Origin of the sequence: Actinomadura sp. NPDC048021, from assembly GCF_040653135.1 — a bacterium.
Lineage (GTDB): Bacteria > Actinomycetota > Actinomycetes > Streptosporangiales > Streptosporangiaceae > Spirillospora > Spirillospora verrucosospora.
Genome location: NZ_JBEZJQ010000026.1, coordinates 69,100 through 87,431 on the forward strand (window position 1 = coordinate 69,100; position 18,332 = coordinate 87,431).

Here is an 18,332-nt window from a genome sequence, read left to right on the forward strand (position 1 = left end):
CGGCCGGACACCGAGAGTACCTCCGCCCGGCCGTGGTCCTTACCGCGCCCGGAAATGGGCCCTGTCAGGAAGACCAGCCGGCCGGAAAGCGGATCAGAGGACCCCGGACGTCGGGCGGCCGCTCCCCTCGTCGCGCGCGGCTTCAGGCCGAGGCGAGGAAGTCGAGCACTCTGCTCCAGGTCAGCTCGGACGCGGCGGAGTCGTGGTCGGGGAGATCGGGGTCGGTGTAGAAGTGGCCGACACCCGGGTAGCGGAAGATCTCCAGCTCGGCGCCGGCGGTCCGGGCCGACCGCCGCAGAGCGGCGACCTGCTCGGGCGGTGCGAAGGGGTCCGGCTCGGCGGCGTGCAGTTGCACCCGGAGGCCCGGCCGGACGGACGCCGGGATCTCGGCGGGGGCGTGCAGCAGGAGGACCCCGGCGGCGTCGGGGCGCTCGGGCCAGACGGCGCCGACGACGCCCGCGCCCATGGAGAGGCCGGCCAGCACGGTCCGGTCCGGCATGGCCTGGAGGGCTTGGCGGGCGCGCTCGACCACCGTCGTCCAGCCGACCTGGTCGGCTATCCGGAATCCCTGGTCGAGCGTGGCCGCGGTACGGCCGCCGAACAGGTCCGGTGCGAGGACCTCATGCCCGGCGCGGCGCAGTCGCTCGGCCGCGGCGAGTTCGGCGGAGCGCAGCCCGAGGACGGAGTGGAACAGCGCGACATGAGCCATACCGGCATCATGCCGTGGACTCCGCCGTCGATCCGGCTCTGGTAATCGGCCCGGCCCGCGGCGAACGTTGACCGCATGAGCATTTCCTTCTCCCTCGACCACATCGGCATCACCGTTCCCCCCGCGGACCTCGACGCCACCATCGACTGGTACTCCCGCGCGCTCGGCTTCACCGTCGACCGGCGGTTCGACACCTACGGCATGACGTTCGTCTTCCTCGTCCGCGGGGACGTCAAGATCGAACTGATGGCGGTCGCGTCGACCCGCCAGGCGCCCACGGACAACGTCCTGTCGAGCATGGACCCGGCGCGCCTGCACCACTTCTGCCTCGCCGTCACCGATCTCGACGCGGCCGTCTCCGAACTGCGCGACCTGGGAGCGGACCTGATCGGCGGGCCCATGGCGGTGGCGGAGATCGATCAGCGCGTCGCGTTCGTCAGCGACAACCTCGGCAACATCATCGAGCTCACCGAACCCGGCACCCGGCCCGGGTCGTCGGGCTGATCCGGTGCGGGCTCCCCGGCTCAGCCGGCCCCGAGGCCGAGGTGGCGGAGCGCGGCGTCGAGACAGCGGCGGAGGTCGCCGGCGTCCGGGGCCACGGCGGTGAGGAGGACGCCTGGGCCGGCGAGCGGGGTGACGACGCCGTGGGCGCGCGCCGGGACGTCGTCGAGGATCCGCGTGCCGGGCGGAAGGTCTCGGTACGCGGGGTCGATGACGAGGAGCTGGCCGACGGCGCGGTTGCCGGCCAGCACGGCGGGGCCGTCCCAGCCGGGGGCGCCGGGACCGTAGACGGTGTGCTGGTCCAGCAGCGTCCGTCCGCCGTGGCGGACGGTGACGCGGCAGGCCAGCCGTCCTGCCGGCTCGTGTGCGCGGCCGAGGATCTGCTGCTCGCCGAGGACGAGCCGTGCGCCGGGGGCCAGGTCGACGCGGATGCGCTGGCGCAGGTCGCTTCCGGTGGCGGAGATGACGGGTTCGGGCAGCCAGAGCAGTCGCGCGGAGTCCGCCACGCTCAGCGCCACGTCGAGGACGGCGTGCCCGGGCGCCGGTCCGGGCAGTGCGACGGTGGCGGCGGCGGAGATGACGTGCAGGTCGGCGCCCGGCCCGACGACGGCCTCGACGCGCAGGCGGTCGCCGTTGTGCGGGGCGCTCATGGTGTTCAGGAGGCAGACGCGCGCCTGCGGGCCGCGCGGGCGGAGCCGCCGGAGCGCGAACGGGCCGTCGCCGTGGAGCAGCGGCAGATCGGTGACTCCGTCCGCCGCCTCGGCTCTGAGGCGGGCGGTGGCGTGCAGCCCGAAGGGAGCGGGCGGCGCCGCGGTCATGCCCGGGCCGCGGCCTGCTCGGCGAGACGGCGGCGGACCCAGTCCGCGATGGGGTCGACGCCGTGGTCGGCCTTGACGCTGGTGAGGACGACGGGCAGGGGGCCGCGCGCGGACCTGGCGTCGCGTTCCATGGCGCCGAGGTCCGCGCCGACGTGCGGGGCGAGGTCCGTCTTGTTGATGACCAGGAGGTCGGCGGCGGTGACGCCGGGGCCGCCCTTGCGGGGGATGTCGTCGCCGCCCGCGACGTCGATGAGGAAGATCTGGTGGTCGACCAGGCCCTTGGAGAAGGTGGCGGTGAGGTTGTCGCCGCCGGATTCGATCAGGACGAGGTCGAGGGAGCCGATCCGTTCCTGGAGGTCCTCGACGGCTTCGAGGTTGGCGGAGATGTCGTCGCGGATGGCGGTGTGCGGGCAGGCGCCGGTCTCGACGGCGGTGATCCGTTCGGGGGGCAGCACCGCCTGGCGCAGCAGGGCCTCCGCGTCTTCGCGGGTGTAGATGTCGTTGGTCACCACCGCGATGGACAGGGTGTCGCGCAGCCGCCTGCACAGGGCGGCGACGGTGGCGGTCTTGCCGGAGCCCACCGGGCCGCCCAGGCCGATGCGCAGCGGGCGGGGACGGTCGCCGGAGCGGGCCGCGGCGGGGGGAATGATGTCGTCGATGACCGGGTCGGTGCGGTGCAGGTGCATGGTGCTCTCCGGGTGTGGCGATCTTCAGCTGGCGAACAGGCGTACCGGCCAGGCCGCGTGCTGTTCGGCGGTGATGTCCAGGAGCGGCGCGGACGCGGCGGGCAGCGCGTCCACCCCGTCCACCGGCAGGCGCGCGGCATGGCGGGCGGCCTCCGCGGCGACGTCCTCCATGTCGCCGGCGAGGCGGGCGGCGACGGCGGCGGCCTGGAAGGGGTCCAGGCCGAGCAGGCGTACCGCGGCGGTCACCGGCGCGCTGACGCTGTCGTAAGCGGCGGCCTGGGCGGCGTTCCGCGGCGTCAGCCCGGCCGTGCGCGCGGCGACGCCGAGCACGACGGGCTGGTGCGCGCCGCCGGGACGTGCGGCTGCCAGGTGCTCCAGTTCGGGGCTGGGCCAGACGGCGCGGACGGCGCGCGTCAGCTGCCGTCCGAGCCTGCGCGCCGCCCGGCGCAGCGCCGGGGCGGGTGTGCGGGCGTCGGCGGCGTCGTCCAGGACCAGCGGGTCGTGTCCGGCCGCCGCGGCGGCGGCCAGCGAGGCCGCGACCAGGCCGGCGGTGGCCAGCCGCCCGCGGCAGAAGTCCTCCAGGGTCGCGGCGTCGCGGACGCGTCCGGCGGTGACGGCGGCCTCGGCGCCTCCGGAGTGCGCGTGGCCTCCGGAGGGGAAACGCCCGTCACCGAGGATCAGAAGCGACACCGGGCTCAACGTGGCTCCAAGGGGTGGGGACCGGTCAGAACAGGAAGTACCGCTGGGCCATGGGCAGTTCGGTCCGGTAGGCCGGCGTGACCGCGTCCTCGCCGACCTCCACGTTGACGTCCCGGCTCCGGTCGTCCTGCTCGGCCGCTCCCCCGCTGCCGTCGATCACCACGGTGAAGCTGTCGGGGTCGACCTCGATGCGCGGGAGGGCGTCGTTCTCGCGCATGTCGGCCTTGGTCAGCCCCCGGGTGCCGGTGATGGTCTCGAAGGGCTTGCGGAGGCCGGGCACGCCTCCGGCGAACCGTTCGGTGACGAAGGTGACCGAGTTGCCGCCCGGGGCCTGCCCGAGGGCGCCGAACATGCGGCGGGGAAGCACCGGCTGCGGGGTCGGGACGGCGGCGTTGGCGTCCCCGACCTGCGCGCAGGCGATCTGCCCGCCCTTGATCACCAGGTAGGGCTTGACGCCGAAGAACGCCGGCTCCCACAGGACCAGGTCGGCGAGCTTGCCGGTCTCCACCGAGCCGACCCGGTGGGCGATGCCCTGGGCGACGGCGGGGTTGATGGTGTACTTGGCGACGTAGCGGCGGGCCCGCAGGTTGTCTGCGGCCCCGTCGCCGTCCAGCGGGCCACGCTGCCGCTTCATCACGTGCGCGGTCTGCCAGGTCCGCAGGACCATCTCGCCGATGCGCCCCATCGCCTGGGCGTCGGAGGACATGATGGAGATGGCGCCCATGTCGTGCAGGACGTCCTCGGCCGCCATCGTCGACGGCCGGATCCGCGACTCGGCGAAGGCCAGGTCCTCCGTGACCTTCGGGTTGAGGTGATGGCAGACCATCAGCATGTCGATGTGCTCGGTGACGGTGTTGACCGTCAGCGGCCGGGTGGGGTTGGTGGACGCGGGCAGCACGTTGCGCCGGGACGCCATCTCGATCATGTCCGGGGCGTGTCCGCCGCCCGCTCCCTCCACGTGGAAGGCGTGGATGCAGCGGCCCGCGATGGCCTCCAGCGTGCTCTCCAGGGAACCGGCCTCGTTGAGGGTGTCGGCGTGGATGGCCAGCTGCGCGCCCGACTCCTCGCAGACCCGCAGGCAGGCGTCGATGACGGCGGGGGTGGCGCCCCAGTCCTCGTGCACCTTGAACCCGATGACCCCCGCGCCGAGCTGGTCCCGCATGGAGTCCGCGGACATCGTCGCGCCCTGGCCGAGCAGCCCGATGTTGACGGCCGAGCCGTCCAGCGCCTCCAGCAGGGAGGTGATGTGCCAGGAGCCCGACGTGACGGTGGTGGCCTTGCTCCCCTCGGCGGGCCCCGTACCGCCGCCGATGAGCGTCGTCACGCCCGAGCCGAGCGCCTCGTCGAGCTGCTCGGGGCAGATGAAGTGGACGTGGGTGTCCACCCCGCCCGCGGTGAGGATCTTGCCGTTGCCGGCGATGATCTCGGTCTCCGGGCCGATCACGATGTCGGTGGCGACCGCGTGGTCGTCGTGGCGCCGGTTCATGGTCTCGGGGTTGTACGCCTTGCCCAGGGCGACGATGTCACCGTCGCGCAGCGCGACGTCCGCCTTGACGACGCCCCAGTGGTCCAGGACCACCGCCCCGGTGATCACCGTGTCGGGGGCGCCTTCGGCGCGCGACACCCGGGACTGGCCCATCGACTCGCGGATCACCTTGCCGCCGCCGAACACCACCTCGTCACCGCTGTGCCCCGGGCCGCCCGCCCAGTCCTCGTCGATCTCGATCCACAGGTCGGTGTCGGCGAGCCGGATCCGGTCGCCCGCGGTGGGCCCGTACAGGTCGGCGTACTCCGCGCGCTCCAGCCGGGGGCGGCACACCTCGGGCTCAGTCACGCAGCTCGCCTCCGACCATCCCGCGAAGCCCCATGACCTTGCGCTCTCCCTGCAGCGGAACCAGATCGACCTCGACCCGGCAGGCGGTCTCGAAGCGCCGCGACTTGCCCGCGGGTATGTTCAGGCGCTTGCCGTACGCGCACTCCCGGTCGGGTTCCGCCTCCGCCGCCACCGGTACCGGCCGGATCTCCAGCGCCGGGTTCACCTCGTAGAAGTGGTAGTGCGAGCCGACCTGCACCGCGCGGTCGCCGGAGTTGCGGACCTCCACCCTCGTCACCGGCAGCCCGTCGTTGATCCCCACAGGCTCCGCCTGCTCGGGGTGCGCGACCTGCCCGGGCGCGGTGACGTCGGGCCGCGCCGGGATGGGGTCGGTGATGGTCACCAGCTTCGTGCCGTCCGGGAAGGTCGCCTCCACCTGGATCATCTCGATCATCTCGGGCACGCCCTGCATCACCTCGCGGCGCGTGAGCACGCCCCGCCCCGAGGCCATCAGTTCGCGGACGGTCCTGCCGTCCCTGGCCCCTTCGAGCACGTGCGCGGTCAGCAGCGCCACCGTTTCGGGATAGTTCAGCCGGAGCCCACGAGCCCGGCGCCCGGCCGCCACGTCGGCGGCCACATGGATCATCAGGCGCTCCTGCTCGTGCGGGGTCAGATGCACAGCTTCCTCCTCAAGGTCGTCCGGGCTCCCCGCGACCGCGCCGCCAAACGGCGCGGCTCACAGACGGCGGGAAGACGGCCGAGCGCTTCCGGGGTCGCACCGCCGGACGCGGCGCCTCTCCGGAGTTGAAGTGTCACTTAGGGTGATTTGGTCCGGAAGGGTTCGCTCGGCCACTCTGGACTCACCGTCCCGAGAGGCAACATTGGCCGGCGGCACATGCCGAGGGCGCGATCGGGCTTCTGGACCGGCCGAGGCGCGCAGCGGATCCTCCTCCGCAATATCCGTGGACCTTCCGGATCGCCTCCCACATGTGGACATCGGTCTGTCTGCGGTATCCGACAGGCCGAAACTCCTTCGACGCCTCCGTCAGCAGGGCGCCGTCATTTCGAAGGCGAGGAGAAATTTCGAGGGTCACTATTTGCCTCGGAACGTTCCACTAACAGGCCGATCAGAGGCGGATCGCAAGCCGCCCTCCGGCCGCACCGTCGCGCCACCGCGCGCATTCTCGCAGGTCATCTGTCCGACACCCGCCAAAACAGCAGGTCACAGACGAGTTTGCCTACCACGGACGATTACCGGGTCCGCCGCGAATCGAAAAGCAGGGCGCCCCTGCTCCGGAAGGCCGTCGGCGGCAGATCCCGTGCAGTGCAAAGGCGTTAGACAAACCACCTCTATCTGGATCATGATGATCATGTGCCGTGACCACTCGGGTCCACGGCGGAAAGGCCCGGCTGATCAACAGCTGGGCAAAGCCAACTCACACCGGGAGGCAACCCTATGCAGCGCATGGACAGCGCAAGGGTCGCTCCGCATGACAACGGCGGCGCCAGGCCGCTCACCACTCACGCCGATCCGGCGGAGACCGACTTCACTGACGCCAGCTCTCCCCTCGCCATGGTGCGGGAGCGGTTGCGTCACGTCTTCTGGATCGGCGGCGGCAGCGGCGGTGGGAAGACGACCACCGCCCGGCGCCTCGCCGACCAGGGTGAGGTGTACCTGTACGACACGGACGCGACCATGCCCGCCCACGCCCGTCGCATGCCCGTGGAGCAGGCCCCCTACCTGCGGGGCTTCGCGGCCATGAGCATGGACCAGCGGTGGGTGACCAGGACCCCTCAGGCGATGCTCGACACCTTCCACTGGTACCAGGGGGAGGGGTTCGACGAGATCGTCAAGGATCTCCTGGAACTTCCCGACGACCGGCCAGTGATCGCCGAGGGCTTCCGGCTGCTGCCGGACCTCGTCCTGCCACTGCTGGCAAGGAAGGACCAGGCGGTGTGGCTGCTGCCCACGCCAGAGTTCCGCACGTCGGTGTTCGAGCACCGCGGCGGCCTGGAGTGGGGATTCATCGCCAAGACCAGTGACCCGGCGCAGGCGCTGGTGAAGCTCCTCCAGCGCGACGCGATGTTCACCCAACGGATCGCCGACCAGGTCGAGCATCTGGGCTTGCACGGGCTCCAGGTGGACTCCACGGTCACCGAGGAGAAGCTGGCGCGGCAAGTCTCCGCGTTGTTCGGCCTCAACTGAGAGGCCGAGCGCCGCGAGGACAAGGTGTTTCGTGACGCCTGAAGCACAGGCGGTCGGGCGGCTCGACGCCGCCCGACCGAACCGCAGGACTCCACCGGTCGAACCACGGCCGGCGGGGTGCTGTCCGGGCGGCGCGTCCACGGACGCGCCGTCCAACACGCAGGGCCCGGCACCCACTGCCGGGCCCTGTTCCCTCCCACCGCTGATGGCGGCTCAGAGGCCGTCACACAGGCTCGGTCACCACCCTGAACGCCGCTTGATCTCCGCAATCAGACCAGCGAACTGGGCTGCGGTCATAGACACGTGACCGCCGTCCGGGTCCTTCGAGTCACGCACGCCGATCTTCGCCTGATTCACGAGCCGCCCCAGCTCAACACAGTGCTGATCATTGGCTCCACCACTGTGAGAACTCTTGCGCCACTTCGTCATCATGGCAACTGCTCCATGTACCGGTAGATGATCTCGCGGGACGCTGCCTCGGACGCCGCCTTAGCGCCGATACGATCGAACATAACCGACAGTTCACGAACCTCGCCAGGTGTTTCGATCAGGCGACCGCCGTTCTGAGCGCCCGAATAGGCGATGTCACGACTCTCCAGGCTAAGGACTTGCAGCGACCCGTCCACCCCTACGTGTGCCCCTGAGCCGAAGGGGATGATACGGATGCTGACCTGAGGTAGTTCAGCCATAGCGAGCAGGTGCTCCAGCTGAGCTCTCATGACCTCCGGGCCGCCAACCTCGCGCGCCAGCACGCTCTCATCGATCGTGGCCCACATCTCGACGGCGCTCCCCCTGCTGAAGAAGGATTTCTTTCGGGCGACGCGCTCGGCCATCTCCGAGTCAAAGTCCTTCCGATTGCCCACCTGGACGTAGGCCCAGGTGTATTCGTCGGTCTGGAGCGCGAGCGGGATGACCTGACCGTGGTAGGTCTTGATCAGGTGCGCCTCCTGCTCGTACTTGACGAGCTGCCGTCCCCAGTTGGGGTCGTGGGCCATTCTGGCGAACCAGAGCAGGAGTTGAAATAACATCCCGGTGCCGAAGTGCCGGTCCAACGCTCGCATGTGGTCATCATGGGGACGCCGCCGCCCCGCCTCGAAGTTGGATACAGAGCCCCGGGTCACTCCCATGATCTCTCCGCACTGGGTGAGCGACAGTCCCATCTTCTCGCGCCAGAATCGCAGGTAGAACGCGAGAAAGTACCACATCGAGATCTTGGGATCGAGGGGTTCGCGAACGATCGGCACTGCATCCTCCCTGTATTCAGATACGGCGGCTACAAGCCGAACATAGAACCTCGCCGTGACCCTTGTCACATGAAATCCGAAACTCGGACGAGGGTGAGGCGGGCATGACGACGGCGACCGGGGATCTGATCATTTCCTTGGCGGGATCGGCGGCGGCGGTGGGGCTGGCGCGGACGCTGGCGGAGGCACGCTTTCACAAATGGGGCTATTCGCATGTTCTCGACGACGCATTGCTGATCGTCTCCGAACTCGTCACGAACGCGGTGGACAGGACGCCGCACGCGGAGCTGCGGCTCCAGGTCAGCAGGGACGCGCACGGGGTCATCGTCGCCGTGTGGGACGGAGCCTCCGACCTCCCCGAAGCCCGGCCGAAGGCCGAGCTCACCCTCGACGGCCTCGACCTGTCCGAGGAGGCGTTCGACGACAACGGCGGGTGGGGGCTGCACATCGTCCAGGCCCTGTCCGCCGCGTGCGGGGCGATGCGCGACCCCTGCGGCGGCAAGTGGGTCTGGGCCCGAATCATCCCCTAGGAGTAAATGGCACAGAATCTCGATAAATGCGCATTTCGACACCCCGCCCACGGGCGGAAACGGCGGGTTGCGTTCATGGAGGTGTTCGGGTGATGCTGTTCCGAAACCCCGCCACGACCGTGTTCGGGTGGGTTCATGAAAGTGATCAGTACCGCGGAAGTGCCCGTGGCGGAGCGATTCGCTTTCTGGCACGAGGTCACCTCGAAAGTCTGGGGCCCCTGCGAACTGCACTGCGAACCGCACCTGGAGAGCCGTTTCCAGGCCCGTCTCTGCATCAGTGAATTCGGGCCCGTGCAGGCGTCCTTGATGACCGCCACGCCGTACTCGGTGGAGCGCACCCCCAAGCTGATCCGTCAGTCCGATCCCGGGGCCTTCATTTTGGTGTGCACCGTGCGCGGGCACGGCGTGATGGCGCAAGACGGTCGGCGGGCGGAGTTCGGTCCCGGGGACCTGGTGCTGGCCGACACCTCGCGGCCCTACCGGGCGGAGTTATCGCCGGACGTTCCCAGCGGGCAGGTGCTGGTCCTGTGCCTTCCTCGCTCGCTGCTGCCGTTCCCGCATCGGGATCTGCGGCGGCTGGCCGGGGTCCGACTCCGGAGGGATCAGGGTGTGGGGGCGCTGTCGTCGCAGTTCCTGCTGCAACTGGCCCGGCACATGCATGAACTCGGACCGTCCGACACCGCCCGGCTGTCCACCCTCACGCTGGACGTCTTCACCGCGGCGCTCGCCACCGCGTTGGACGCCCCGGACGTGGTGCCGCCCCAGGCGAGGCGGCATGTGCTGATGGCCCAGATCTTCAGCTTCATCCGCCGGAACCTGGCCGACCCGCACCTGACTCCGGACGCGATCGCCACGGCTCATCACATCTCGCTGCGCTACCTCCACAAGCTCTTCCATGAGGAGGGGCACACCGTCGCCGGCTGGATCCGCGAGCGCCGCCTGGAGCGCTGCCTGCGCGACCTCGCCGATCCCCGGCTGGCCGACCGTCCGATCAACGCGATCGCGGCCCGGTGGGGATTCGGCAGCGCCGCGCACTTCAGCCAGGTGTTCCGCGGAACCTACGGCCTCTCCCCCGGCCAGTTCCGCCGGCAGTGCGCTCAGGCGACAGGCGAGTGCGCGCACACGTAACGACAGGCCAGGTCAGCGGCCTGCACCCTCATTCGTGAACCCACGCGAGGCCCGGACGCTCCCTGCAAGATCCGACCTCCCCGCTCCGCATCGCTCCTGCAAGAGGCACGACCTCGCGGCACACGAGAAAGGTTGTCCTCTGATGGCACCACGAACACTGCGCAAGGCGCTCGGGCTGGTGATCTGCCTGACGGTGCTCCTCGCCGGCAGCGGCGCCGCCTACGCCGCCGGTCCCGGCGGCGGGTCCGTCCGGGCCGACGGCAAGCGGGCCGCTCCCGCTGCGGCGCCGGTCCAGCAGGACCACGGCAACGACAACGCGTCGGTCGTCGGCGTCCCGTACTGCGCCAACATCTACGTGAGCGCCGACTGCTGGACGTGGATCAACACGACCAGCGGCACGCCGTGCCCGACCGGCCACTTCTGCCTCTACACCAACGTCCTGGCCGCCGAGGGAGGCAAGGTCTTCTCCCTCTTCCACTGCCGTCGCGGCGGAGCGGACTGGGCGCTGCGGGCGTGGAACGGCACCGGCCTCTACGACAACTCCAACACCGGCGGAGCGCACGCCTTCATCAAGGGCATCGCGCACAACGTGCTCGTCAACGTCCCACCGGGCACCGACGGCACGTACGACTTCAGGCCGGCGTACTACGTCCAGGCCTGCTGACCTGACGGCCTCGGACCTCCGGTCTCCCTGACAAGACCGGCACCGAGACGTCGCCTCCGCGTCCCGCCGCCTCCAGCGGCGGGACGCCGCCGCAGGTCCGCGAACTCCGCCTGGAGCGGTACCGGCGTGGGCCCGGGCGTCAGTTCTCGGTGTCCTTCGGGTGGCGGGGTGACGCGTAGACCACCCAAACGATGCCCGCCTCGTCATCGATCAGGTACCGCACGCGGCCTCCACTGGTGACCTCGTACTCCCATTGCTCCAGTTCCCGGCCGTTGTGCCGGTGGGTCGCGAGGTCCCCGCGGAGCCGGTGCTGCCGTTGCGGGTTGGCGCGGGAGCGCGGCTCGGAACGAAGCGTCTCGAAGCATCGGCGCGTGTTGGCCAGAGCGAGCCGGCAGAGCTCCTCCCAGCCGCGCGCCGCCTCGCTCGTTCCGAAGCGTAAGTCCCACTCGTCGGCGGGGGGCGGGACGGTGACCCTGTCCCCTCGTTCGGGGCTCATGGGATGACTTCCACCGGACCGAAGTCACCGCTGGTGGGCCGCACCGCTTCCTCGTGCTGCTCGGGGTCCGCCTTGATGCGCGCGGTGGCACGCCACCCGGCGACCACCTCGTTGAGGGACGTGTCGAGGTCGAGCTCCGCCGCGTCCGAGAGGGCCTCGACGAGCTCCACGGTGAAGGCGCGGACCTCCTCGGTGCTGAGGTGACGCACCCACGGGAACACGTCCGGCATGGCGAGCAGAAGCTCGCGGGCCCCCGGATCGTGCTTCATGAGCGCGATGAAGATCCGTGACGCGGTGGCCAGCGTCTCGTCCCGCCGCTCCTCGCGGTCGGCGGCCGTGAGGTAGAAGTCCGGCGCGTCGCGATGGGTGACGCGCACCCGCCCCAGCCTGGAGGCCCGCTCCGCGACGGCCCGCGGGTTGCGGGACAGGTCGGAGAAGGTGACCGAGTCCGGACGGGTCCTGGTGCTCATGGCTCCACGTTATCAGATCGTATTCTGAATTCGCCTCCGCGCCCGCGATGACGTGGGCTCAGGGGTCGAGGGAGTCGACTTCGGCGGAGGTGGCGCCGCCGGAGAGCTGCGGGTAGCCGGGGCCTCGGTCGAAGAACGGGACGGGGCCGCGTTCCGCGCGGAGGCGCGCTCGGAGGGTCTCGGTCGCCTCGGCGTCCACGGCGCCGCCGGTGAGGACGACGCCGTAGTCGTCGCGGGCGCCGGCCGGGGAGACCTTGCCGTCGCGGACGTCGGCGGCGACGCGGGACGGGTCGCGGTTCAGGGGGTCGCCCCAGCCGCCCCCGCCGGTGGTGCGGATGCGGATGACCTGCCCGGCGCGGACGGGACGGTCGTCGACGAGGCCGTCCATCTCCTCGCCGTCGATGTCGACGCGGAACGGGCGCCCCGCGCGTCCGCCGTTGACGCCCCAGCACGACAGGATGGAGCGGTCGGCGATCGACATGTAGTGGGCGTCGCGGAGCATCCGGATGTGCTTGTCGTAGCCGAGGCCGCCGCGGTGCTCCCCCGGCCCGCCCGAGTCGACGGCGAGGCCGAGGCGCTCGACGACGAACGGCCAGCGGGCCTCGGCGAACTCGGCGGGGATGTTGCGGGAGTCGGGCACGACGTGGATGGTGTCCTCGCCGTCGGCGTAGGAGCGGCCGCCGGAGCCGCCGCCGAGCACCTCCCGCATCAGGTAGGGGCCCCGGTCGTCCTCGCCGTAGACGCCGGTGTAGCGGATCGTCTCCTGGTCGGCGGGCATCCGGCCGCCCGTCGCCTTGGCCAGCACGCCCGCGAGGACGCCGAGGAGCCGCAGGATGACGAACGTGCGGGCGTTGGTCGGGGCGGGGAACACGGGTGTGAGCAGGGTGCCCTTCTCCGGGAACCGCATCTCGATGAGCGGCACCACGCCCTCGTTGACGTCGAGCTCGGCGGCCCGCTCCGGGGTGTCGGCGAGGTTGCGCAGGACGGGCGCCAGCCACTTCTTCAGGAACACGCCGCCCGAGTAGTCACCGGCGTGGTTGATGGGCCCCTTGGCCTGCGGGGACGTCCCGGTGAAGTCGATGACGAGCGGGACGGCGGCCGCCTTGTCGACCGTCAGCGTGATGCGCTGGGCGTGCAGGCGGGGCGGGTCGACGCCGTCGTGCTCGGCGTAGTCCTCCCACACGAACGTCCCGTCCGGGATCTTGGTGAGCAGCTCGCGGCGGAACGTCTCGGTGGTCCGGTCGATGATCGCGTCGAAGCAGGCCTCGACGTCGGCGCGGCCGTAGCGGGCGAACAGCTCGCCTAGGCGGCGGGCGCCCATCAGGCAGGCCGAGCACTCGGCGTCCAGGTCGCCGGCGAGCGAGTCGGGCATCCGCGAGTTGCGGGTCATGATGGTCAGCGCCGCCCGGTTCGGCACGCCCCGGTCCCACAGCTTGATCGGCGGGACCATCAGGCCCTCCTCGAACGCGCTGCGGGCGTGGCTCGGCATCGACCCGGGGACGGCGCCGCCGATGTCGTCGTGGTGGCCGAACGCCTGGACGAACGCGACCACGTCGTCGCCGTGGAACACCGGGACCGTCACGCACAGGTCGGGCAGGTGCCCGATGCCGCCCTCGGACAGGTAGACGTCGTTGTGGAAGAAGACGTCGCCGGGCCGCATCTCGTCCGGCGGGAAGTCGCGGGCGACCGGCTGGACGAGCGCCGAGTAGGACCGTCCGGTCAGCTTGCGCAGGCGGCGGTCGTGGATCCCGGCGCGGAAGTCGTGCGCGTCGCGGATCATCGGGGAGCGGGCGGTGCGGGCGATGGCCGTCTCGACCTCGCGCTCCACCGAGGCGAGCGTCCCCTCGACGATCTCCAGCAGGATCGGGTCGGGCGCGGGGCCGGTCATCGGGTCACCACCAGGTTGCCGTGGCCGTCGAGGGCCGCCGTGAAGCCGGGATGCAGCGGGAGCGTCGAGCCGAACTCCTCGATGACGGCCGGGCCCTCGACGGTGTCGCCGGGCGCGAGTTTCTCGCGCCGGTAGACGGCCGCCTCCTCCCACGCGTCGAAGTGGACGGCCCGGGTGCCGGTGCGGGCCCGCGACGGGTCGCCGTCGCCGGGCGGACGCTCGGCCGGGCGCGGCCGTTCGATGGGGCCGATGCCGGAGACCCGCAGGTTGACCCATTCGACGGGATGGCGCGGGTCGTCCCGGTAGCAGTACCCGTAGAGGGCCTCGTGCGCGTCGTGGAAGCGGCGGACGACCTCGGCGCGCAGCCCCTCGTCCGGCGGCCCGGCGGGGGCGGCGACCCGCACCTCGAACGCCTGGCCGTAGTAGCGCAGGTCGGCGGAGCGGGCGAAGCGGCGGCGGTCCTCGGGGAACCCCTCGCGCGCCAGGGCCTCGGCGGCCTCGGATTCGAGGTCGGCGTAGACGCCGGCGAGGAGCGCGGGGTCGAGCTCGGCGTCGCGGACGACGCGGGTCCGGACGTAGTCGTTCTTCACGTCCACGGTGAGCAGCCCGAAGGCCGACAGGTTGCCGGGGTTCTCCGGGACGACCGCGGCGGGCAGGCCGAGGACGTCCAGCAGCCGGCACGCCAGCAGGGGCCCGGAGCCGCCGAACGCGACGAGCGGGTAGTCGCGCACGTCCAGGCCGCGCTTCACGGTGATCTGCCGGATGGCGTTGGCCTGGTTCCACGCGGAGATCTCCAGGATCCCGGCCGCGGCCCGCTCCACGGAGAGGCCGAGGTCCGCGGCGAGGGCCTCCAGGCCCCGGCGGGCGGCGTCCACGTCCAGGGGCACCTCGCCGCCCAGCAGGTGCGGCGGGATGCGGCCGAGGACGGCGTGCGCGTCGGTCACCGTGACCTCGGCGCCGCCGCGCCCGTAGCACAGCGGCCCGGGATCGGCCCCGGCGCTGCGCGGCCCGACCTTCAGCGCGCCGTCGGGCGAGCGCCACGCGACCGACCCGCCGCCCGCCCCGACGGTCACGATGTCGATCATCGGGATCTTGACGGGGTGGCGGCCGATGGACCCCTCGGTGGTGAGGGTGGGCTCGCCGTCCAGGACGACCGCGACGTCGGTGGACGTCCCGCCGCCGTCCAGCGTCACCACCGAGCCGCGGCCGCTGCGCGCGACCACGAACGCCGCGCCGAGCGCCCCGGCCGCCGGGCCGGACAGCACGGTCGTGATCGGCTGCCGCGCCACCTCCTCCGCCGACAGGACGCCGCCGTTGCTCTTCATCACCAGCAGCCGGGCCGCGACGCGCTCGGCGATCCGCGCGAGGTAGCCGTTCATCGCGGGCTTGACGGCGGCGTCGACGAGCGTCGTCACCGACCGCTCGTACTCGCGGTACTCGCGCAGCACCTCGCACGACAGCGACACGACCGCGTCCGGGTGCTCCCGGGCCAGCACGTCCCGCATCGCCAGCTCGTGGGACGGGTCGGCGTAGGAGTGCAGGAAGCACACCCCGATCGCGAGGACGCCCTGGTCGCGGAACCAGCGGGCCGCCGCGACGGCCGACTCCTCGTCGAACGGGCGCAGCTCGGCGCCGGTGTGGTCGAGCCGCCCGCCGACCGCCCGCACCCGGTGCGCGGGGACGATCCGCGGCGGCTTCACCCAGAAGTAGCTGTTGCCGTAGCCGTCCGGGACGCTCTGCCTGGCGATCTCCAGGATCGACTCGAAGCCCTCGGTGGTGACGAGCCCGAGGTCGTCGATCCGGTCCTCCAGCAGGCGGTTCGTGGCGACCGTCGTGCCGTGCGACAGCGCCGCCACGTCCGCCGGCTCCGCGCCGGTCAGCCGCAGGATCTTCGCGACGCCGTCGGCGAACCCCTCGGCCGGGTCGGCGGGCGTCGAGGGCGTCTTGGTGGTGACGAGCGCCCCGTCGCCGTCCAGCGCGACGACGTCGGTGAACGTCCCGCCCGTGTCGATGCCGATCCTCAGCCGCCTCACCATGCACAGAGGTCTACCGGACGCCGGCCACCTGCGAAACCGTCGCAACCTGCCAACGGAGGCGTCGTTCTTTCGTGACCGGCGTGCGGATAGGCTGAGCAGCTCTGTCCTGTCCGCACATCTGACGACCGCTGGAGCCCGTTCATGGCGCTTGAACGCCCCGAGATCGACTTTCCCGAGGGCCAGCCGCCCGCGTACCTCGACATCACCGACATCACCGAGGGCGACGGCCCGGAGGCCGTCAAGGGCTCGCGTGTGTCGATGCACTACGTCGGCGTGTCGTGGTCGACCGGCGAGGAGTTCGACGCGTCGTGGAACCGCGGCGGCACGTTCGACTTCGAGCTCGGCTCCGGCCGCGTCATCAAGGGCTGGGACATGGGCATCGTCGGGATGAAGGTCGGCGGCCGGCGCAAGCTGGTCATCCCGCCGCACCTGGCCTACGGCGACCGCAGCCCGAGCCCCGCCATCAAGCCCGGCGAGACGCTCATCTTCGTCGTCGACCTGGTCGGCGTCAGCTAGCGGCTTCCGGCGGCGGGTGCCCCGGGCGATCTCGCCCGGGGCACCCGCCGTCGCCGTTTCCGGAGGGCGGGTCAGCGGGAGCGGCGGCCGATGAGGTAGCCGACCGCGACGCCCGCGAGGGCGACCGCTCCGCCGGCTCCGAACGCGACGGCCATAGGGAGCCACTCCGGGGAGGGAGGCGCGGCCGCGGCGCGTCCCGGATACACGGTCCCGGCGGCGGACGGGGCCGGCCGAGCCGCGGGAACCGGCTCCGCGGCCGGGGCCGGGGCCGGGCTCGGGGCCAGGGCCGTGAGGTCGCGTTCGACGGCGGAGAAGAACTCGCCCGCGGTGCGCTTGGCGACGCTGCCGAGCATCCGCTGCCCGACGCCGCCGACCATCCCGCCGACGACCGCGTCCGCGTCGTAGTCGATGCGGGTCGCGCCGTCGCCGTCCGACAGCCGGACGCGGACCGTGGCGTCCACCGTGCCGGGTGCGCCCTGGCCGCGGGCGCGCAGGACGAACGAGCGCGGCGGGTCGGGGTCGGCCAGCTCGACCTGCCCCACGTAGGTGCCCTGGATCGACGCGACGCCCGCGGTGACCGTCATGCGGTAGGTGCCGTCCCCCGTCTCCTCCAGGGAGCGGCACCCGGGGATCGTCCTCGCCAGCACGGCCGGATCCTGGAGCGCGTCCCAGACGCGGTCGAGCGGCGCGGCGACGCTGGCACTGCCGGTGAGCTGCATGACCCGACTTTAGAGAACCCCGCGGCCTCCCCGAACGGCAACTTCTGCCGAGTACACGCCGAGGATTGGGCAGATGCACCCCCGGGGCCGCTGGGAATGGTCAGATATGTCCGCCAGGTTCCGCGCGGGTGCGAACCCCGCTCGCCGCTCGCGCGTCAACCGATGCGGACCCACTGCACGCCCCTGAGAGCTGCAGACCCCCCGACCGAACGGAGTACGCGGCCGATGCCAGGGAAGACGCCCGTGATCGCCATGGTCGCCGCCGGAGTGTTCGGCGTGGCGGCGGGCGGCTGGCCCGTCGTGGCCGCCCGGCTGGGCGGCGAGTCCGGCCCGTCCATGCGGACGCAGCTCGCCTCCGTGCTCGACGACCAGCAGTGGGCGACGCCCAGGCCCGGGTCCTGGACGGCGCCGCAGCCCGCCGCGAACGGCCTGCCGCCCGTCATCAGGAGCATCCAGACGCAGGACCGCGTCGTCTTCCTGACCATCGACGACGGCTACACCTACGACTCGGAGTTCGTGAACCTCGTCCGCAAGGAGAAGGTCCCCATCCTGACGTTCCTGACCTCCACCTACATCAAGGGGCAGGGGCAGTACTTCTGGGCGTTGCGCAACGCGGGCTCGCAGATGGAGAACCACACCGTCACGCACCCCAACATGGCGACGCTGAGCGCCGAGGCGCAGAAGAAGCAGATCTGCGACTCCTCCGAGGCCATCACGAAGCAGTACGGGCGCCGGCCGCAGATCTTCCGTCCGCCGTTCGGGAGCTACAACCAGACCACCCTCCAGGTGGCCAAGGAATGCGGCATCAAGTCGGTGCTGCTCTGGTCGGCGGAGTTCTACAACGGCACCTCCGGGCCCGGAGTCGGCTACAACGGCTTCGCGCGCGGCGACGGCGGCAAGGGGTTCAAGCCCGGCGACATCGTCCTCATGCACTACCGCAAGGGGCTCGCCCAGGAGTTCCAGATGATCCTCGGCTGGATCAGGCAGGCCGGCTTCCGGCCCGCCGCCGTGCAGAACTACCTGCCGCGCTCGCTCGGCGGAAATGCCCCCGACCAGCCGTCCCACGCCTGAAAGGGACCTTCCCGGAGGAAACCCGGTTGAGCCGGAGGGCCGGGCGGACTGTGCCTAAGGTCAACACGCTGGCGGGGCCGAGGTCCCCTGCTTTCCCGAGCCGGCCCCGCCAGCCTCGCCCCCGCCCGGCGCCCGGGA

The 18,332-nt window shown here is 71.5% G+C and carries 20 protein-coding genes; 7 read left to right on the forward strand and 13 right to left on the reverse strand.

Annotation, left to right across the window (positions count from 1 at the left end):
- Positions 1-142: 142 nt before the first annotated feature.
- On the reverse strand, positions 143-709 hold the full coding sequence (locus AB0C87_RS33440; protein ID WP_345175566.1) for a dienelactone hydrolase family protein: 567 nt from the start codon (positions 707-709) through the stop codon (positions 143-145).
- Between the two features lie 75 nt (positions 710-784).
- Here AB0C87_RS33440 and AB0C87_RS33445 point away from each other — a divergent pair, with 75 nt between their 5' ends.
- Entirely contained in the window at positions 785-1,213 is a 429-nt protein-coding gene (locus AB0C87_RS33445) for a VOC family protein (RefSeq protein ID WP_360581177.1), read from the forward strand.
- A gap of 20 nt (positions 1,214-1,233) precedes the next feature.
- Here AB0C87_RS33445 and AB0C87_RS33450 read toward each other — a convergent pair whose 3' ends face one another.
- The 5 genes from AB0C87_RS33450 to AB0C87_RS33470 are packed head-to-tail and all read right to left on the reverse strand — an operon-like array spanning position 1,234 to position 5,905.
- Positions 1,234-2,028, reverse strand: a complete 795-nt coding sequence (locus tag AB0C87_RS33450; RefSeq protein ID WP_360581179.1) for an urease accessory protein UreD — start codon at positions 2,026-2,028, stop codon at positions 1,234-1,236.
- Entirely contained in the window at positions 2,025-2,714 is a 690-nt protein-coding gene (gene ureG, locus AB0C87_RS33455; RefSeq protein ID WP_353834171.1) for an urease accessory protein UreG, read from the reverse strand. The genes AB0C87_RS33450 and ureG overlap by 4 nt, the downstream gene beginning before the upstream one ends.
- A 24-nt stretch (positions 2,715-2,738) precedes the next feature.
- The gene (locus AB0C87_RS33460; protein WP_345175572.1) at positions 2,739-3,404 is read right to left on the reverse strand and encodes an urease accessory UreF family protein; all 666 of its coding nucleotides are present in this window, start codon (positions 3,402-3,404) and stop codon (positions 2,739-2,741) included.
- A gap of 34 nt (positions 3,405-3,438) precedes the next feature.
- Positions 3,439-5,247: an urease subunit alpha gene (locus tag AB0C87_RS33465; RefSeq protein ID WP_360581181.1), complete on the reverse strand. Its 1,809-nt coding sequence runs from the start codon at positions 5,245-5,247 to the stop codon at positions 3,439-3,441.
- Positions 5,240-5,905: an urease subunit gamma gene (locus AB0C87_RS33470; protein WP_360581183.1), complete on the reverse strand. Its 666-nt coding sequence runs from the start codon at positions 5,903-5,905 to the stop codon at positions 5,240-5,242. The genes AB0C87_RS33465 and AB0C87_RS33470 overlap by 8 nt, the downstream gene beginning before the upstream one ends.
- Positions 5,906-6,691: 786 nt before the next feature.
- On the opposite strand from AB0C87_RS33470, the gene AB0C87_RS33475 reads away from it, so the two are divergent.
- Positions 6,692-7,432, forward strand: coding sequence for a hypothetical protein (locus tag AB0C87_RS33475; RefSeq protein WP_353835063.1), 741 nt, complete (start codon positions 6,692-6,694; stop codon positions 7,430-7,432).
- A gap of 237 nt (positions 7,433-7,669) precedes the next feature.
- On the opposite strand, the gene AB0C87_RS33480 is transcribed toward AB0C87_RS33475, so the two are convergent.
- Together AB0C87_RS33480 and AB0C87_RS33485 are read right to left on the reverse strand one after the other, a co-directional pair.
- Positions 7,670-7,864 carry a DUF397 domain-containing protein gene (locus AB0C87_RS33480; RefSeq protein WP_353835062.1) on the reverse strand — a complete coding sequence of 65 codons (195 nt, stop codon included), beginning with the start codon at positions 7,862-7,864 and terminating at the stop codon, positions 7,670-7,672.
- Positions 7,861-8,745 (reverse strand): Scr1 family TA system antitoxin-like transcriptional regulator, encoded by an 885-nt coding sequence (locus tag AB0C87_RS33485; RefSeq protein WP_353835061.1) that lies wholly within the window; start codon positions 8,743-8,745, stop codon positions 7,861-7,863. The genes AB0C87_RS33480 and AB0C87_RS33485 overlap by 4 nt, the downstream gene beginning before the upstream one ends.
- Positions 8,746-8,780: 35 nt before the next feature.
- Here AB0C87_RS33485 and AB0C87_RS33490 point away from each other — a divergent pair, with 35 nt between their 5' ends.
- From AB0C87_RS33490 to AB0C87_RS33500, 3 genes are all read left to right on the forward strand, one after another.
- Positions 8,781-9,206, forward strand: a complete 426-nt coding sequence (locus AB0C87_RS33490; RefSeq protein WP_353835060.1) for an ATP-binding protein — start codon at positions 8,781-8,783, stop codon at positions 9,204-9,206.
- 159 nt (positions 9,207-9,365) lie between these two features.
- Entirely contained in the window at positions 9,366-10,334 is a 969-nt protein-coding gene (locus tag AB0C87_RS33495; protein WP_360581184.1) for a helix-turn-helix domain-containing protein, read from the forward strand.
- Between the two features lie 142 nt (positions 10,335-10,476).
- Positions 10,477-10,998, forward strand: coding sequence for a hypothetical protein (locus tag AB0C87_RS33500; protein WP_360581186.1), 522 nt, complete (start codon positions 10,477-10,479; stop codon positions 10,996-10,998).
- Positions 10,999-11,137: 139 nt separating this feature from the next.
- Here AB0C87_RS33500 and AB0C87_RS33505 read toward each other — a convergent pair whose 3' ends face one another.
- From AB0C87_RS33505 to AB0C87_RS33520, 4 genes are read right to left on the reverse strand one after another with little or no spacing between them, the layout of a single operon-like run.
- Positions 11,138-11,494: a hypothetical protein gene (locus tag AB0C87_RS33505; protein WP_360581188.1), complete on the reverse strand. Its 357-nt coding sequence runs from the start codon at positions 11,492-11,494 to the stop codon at positions 11,138-11,140.
- Positions 11,491-11,964 (reverse strand): DUF6247 family protein, encoded by a 474-nt coding sequence (locus AB0C87_RS33510; RefSeq protein WP_353835057.1) that lies wholly within the window; start codon positions 11,962-11,964, stop codon positions 11,491-11,493. The genes AB0C87_RS33505 and AB0C87_RS33510 overlap by 4 nt, the downstream gene beginning before the upstream one ends.
- A gap of 58 nt (positions 11,965-12,022) precedes the next feature.
- On the reverse strand, positions 12,023-13,852 hold the full coding sequence (locus tag AB0C87_RS33515) for a hydantoinase B/oxoprolinase family protein (RefSeq protein WP_360581189.1): 1,830 nt from the start codon (positions 13,850-13,852) through the stop codon (positions 12,023-12,025).
- Positions 13,849-15,888 (reverse strand): hydantoinase/oxoprolinase family protein, encoded by a 2,040-nt coding sequence (locus tag AB0C87_RS33520; protein WP_353835056.1) that lies wholly within the window; start codon positions 15,886-15,888, stop codon positions 13,849-13,851. Before AB0C87_RS33520 ends, AB0C87_RS33515 begins: the two co-directional genes overlap by 4 nt.
- A gap of 141 nt (positions 15,889-16,029) precedes the next feature.
- Here AB0C87_RS33520 and AB0C87_RS33525 point away from each other — a divergent pair, with 141 nt between their 5' ends.
- The gene (locus AB0C87_RS33525; protein WP_345175594.1) at positions 16,030-16,404 is read left to right on the forward strand and encodes an FKBP-type peptidyl-prolyl cis-trans isomerase; all 375 of its coding nucleotides are present in this window, start codon (positions 16,030-16,032) and stop codon (positions 16,402-16,404) included.
- A 71-nt stretch (positions 16,405-16,475) separates the two neighbouring features.
- On the opposite strand, the gene AB0C87_RS33530 is transcribed toward AB0C87_RS33525, so the two are convergent.
- Complete coding sequence (locus AB0C87_RS33530) at positions 16,476-17,123, reverse strand: carbon monoxide dehydrogenase subunit G (RefSeq protein ID WP_360581192.1); 648 nt, start codon at positions 17,121-17,123, stop codon at positions 16,476-16,478.
- 225 nt (positions 17,124-17,348) lie between these two features.
- Here AB0C87_RS33530 and AB0C87_RS33535 point away from each other — a divergent pair, with 225 nt between their 5' ends.
- Complete coding sequence (locus AB0C87_RS33535) at positions 17,349-18,194, forward strand: polysaccharide deacetylase family protein (protein WP_345175597.1); 846 nt, start codon at positions 17,349-17,351, stop codon at positions 18,192-18,194.
- Positions 18,195-18,332: the final 138 nt, after the last annotated feature.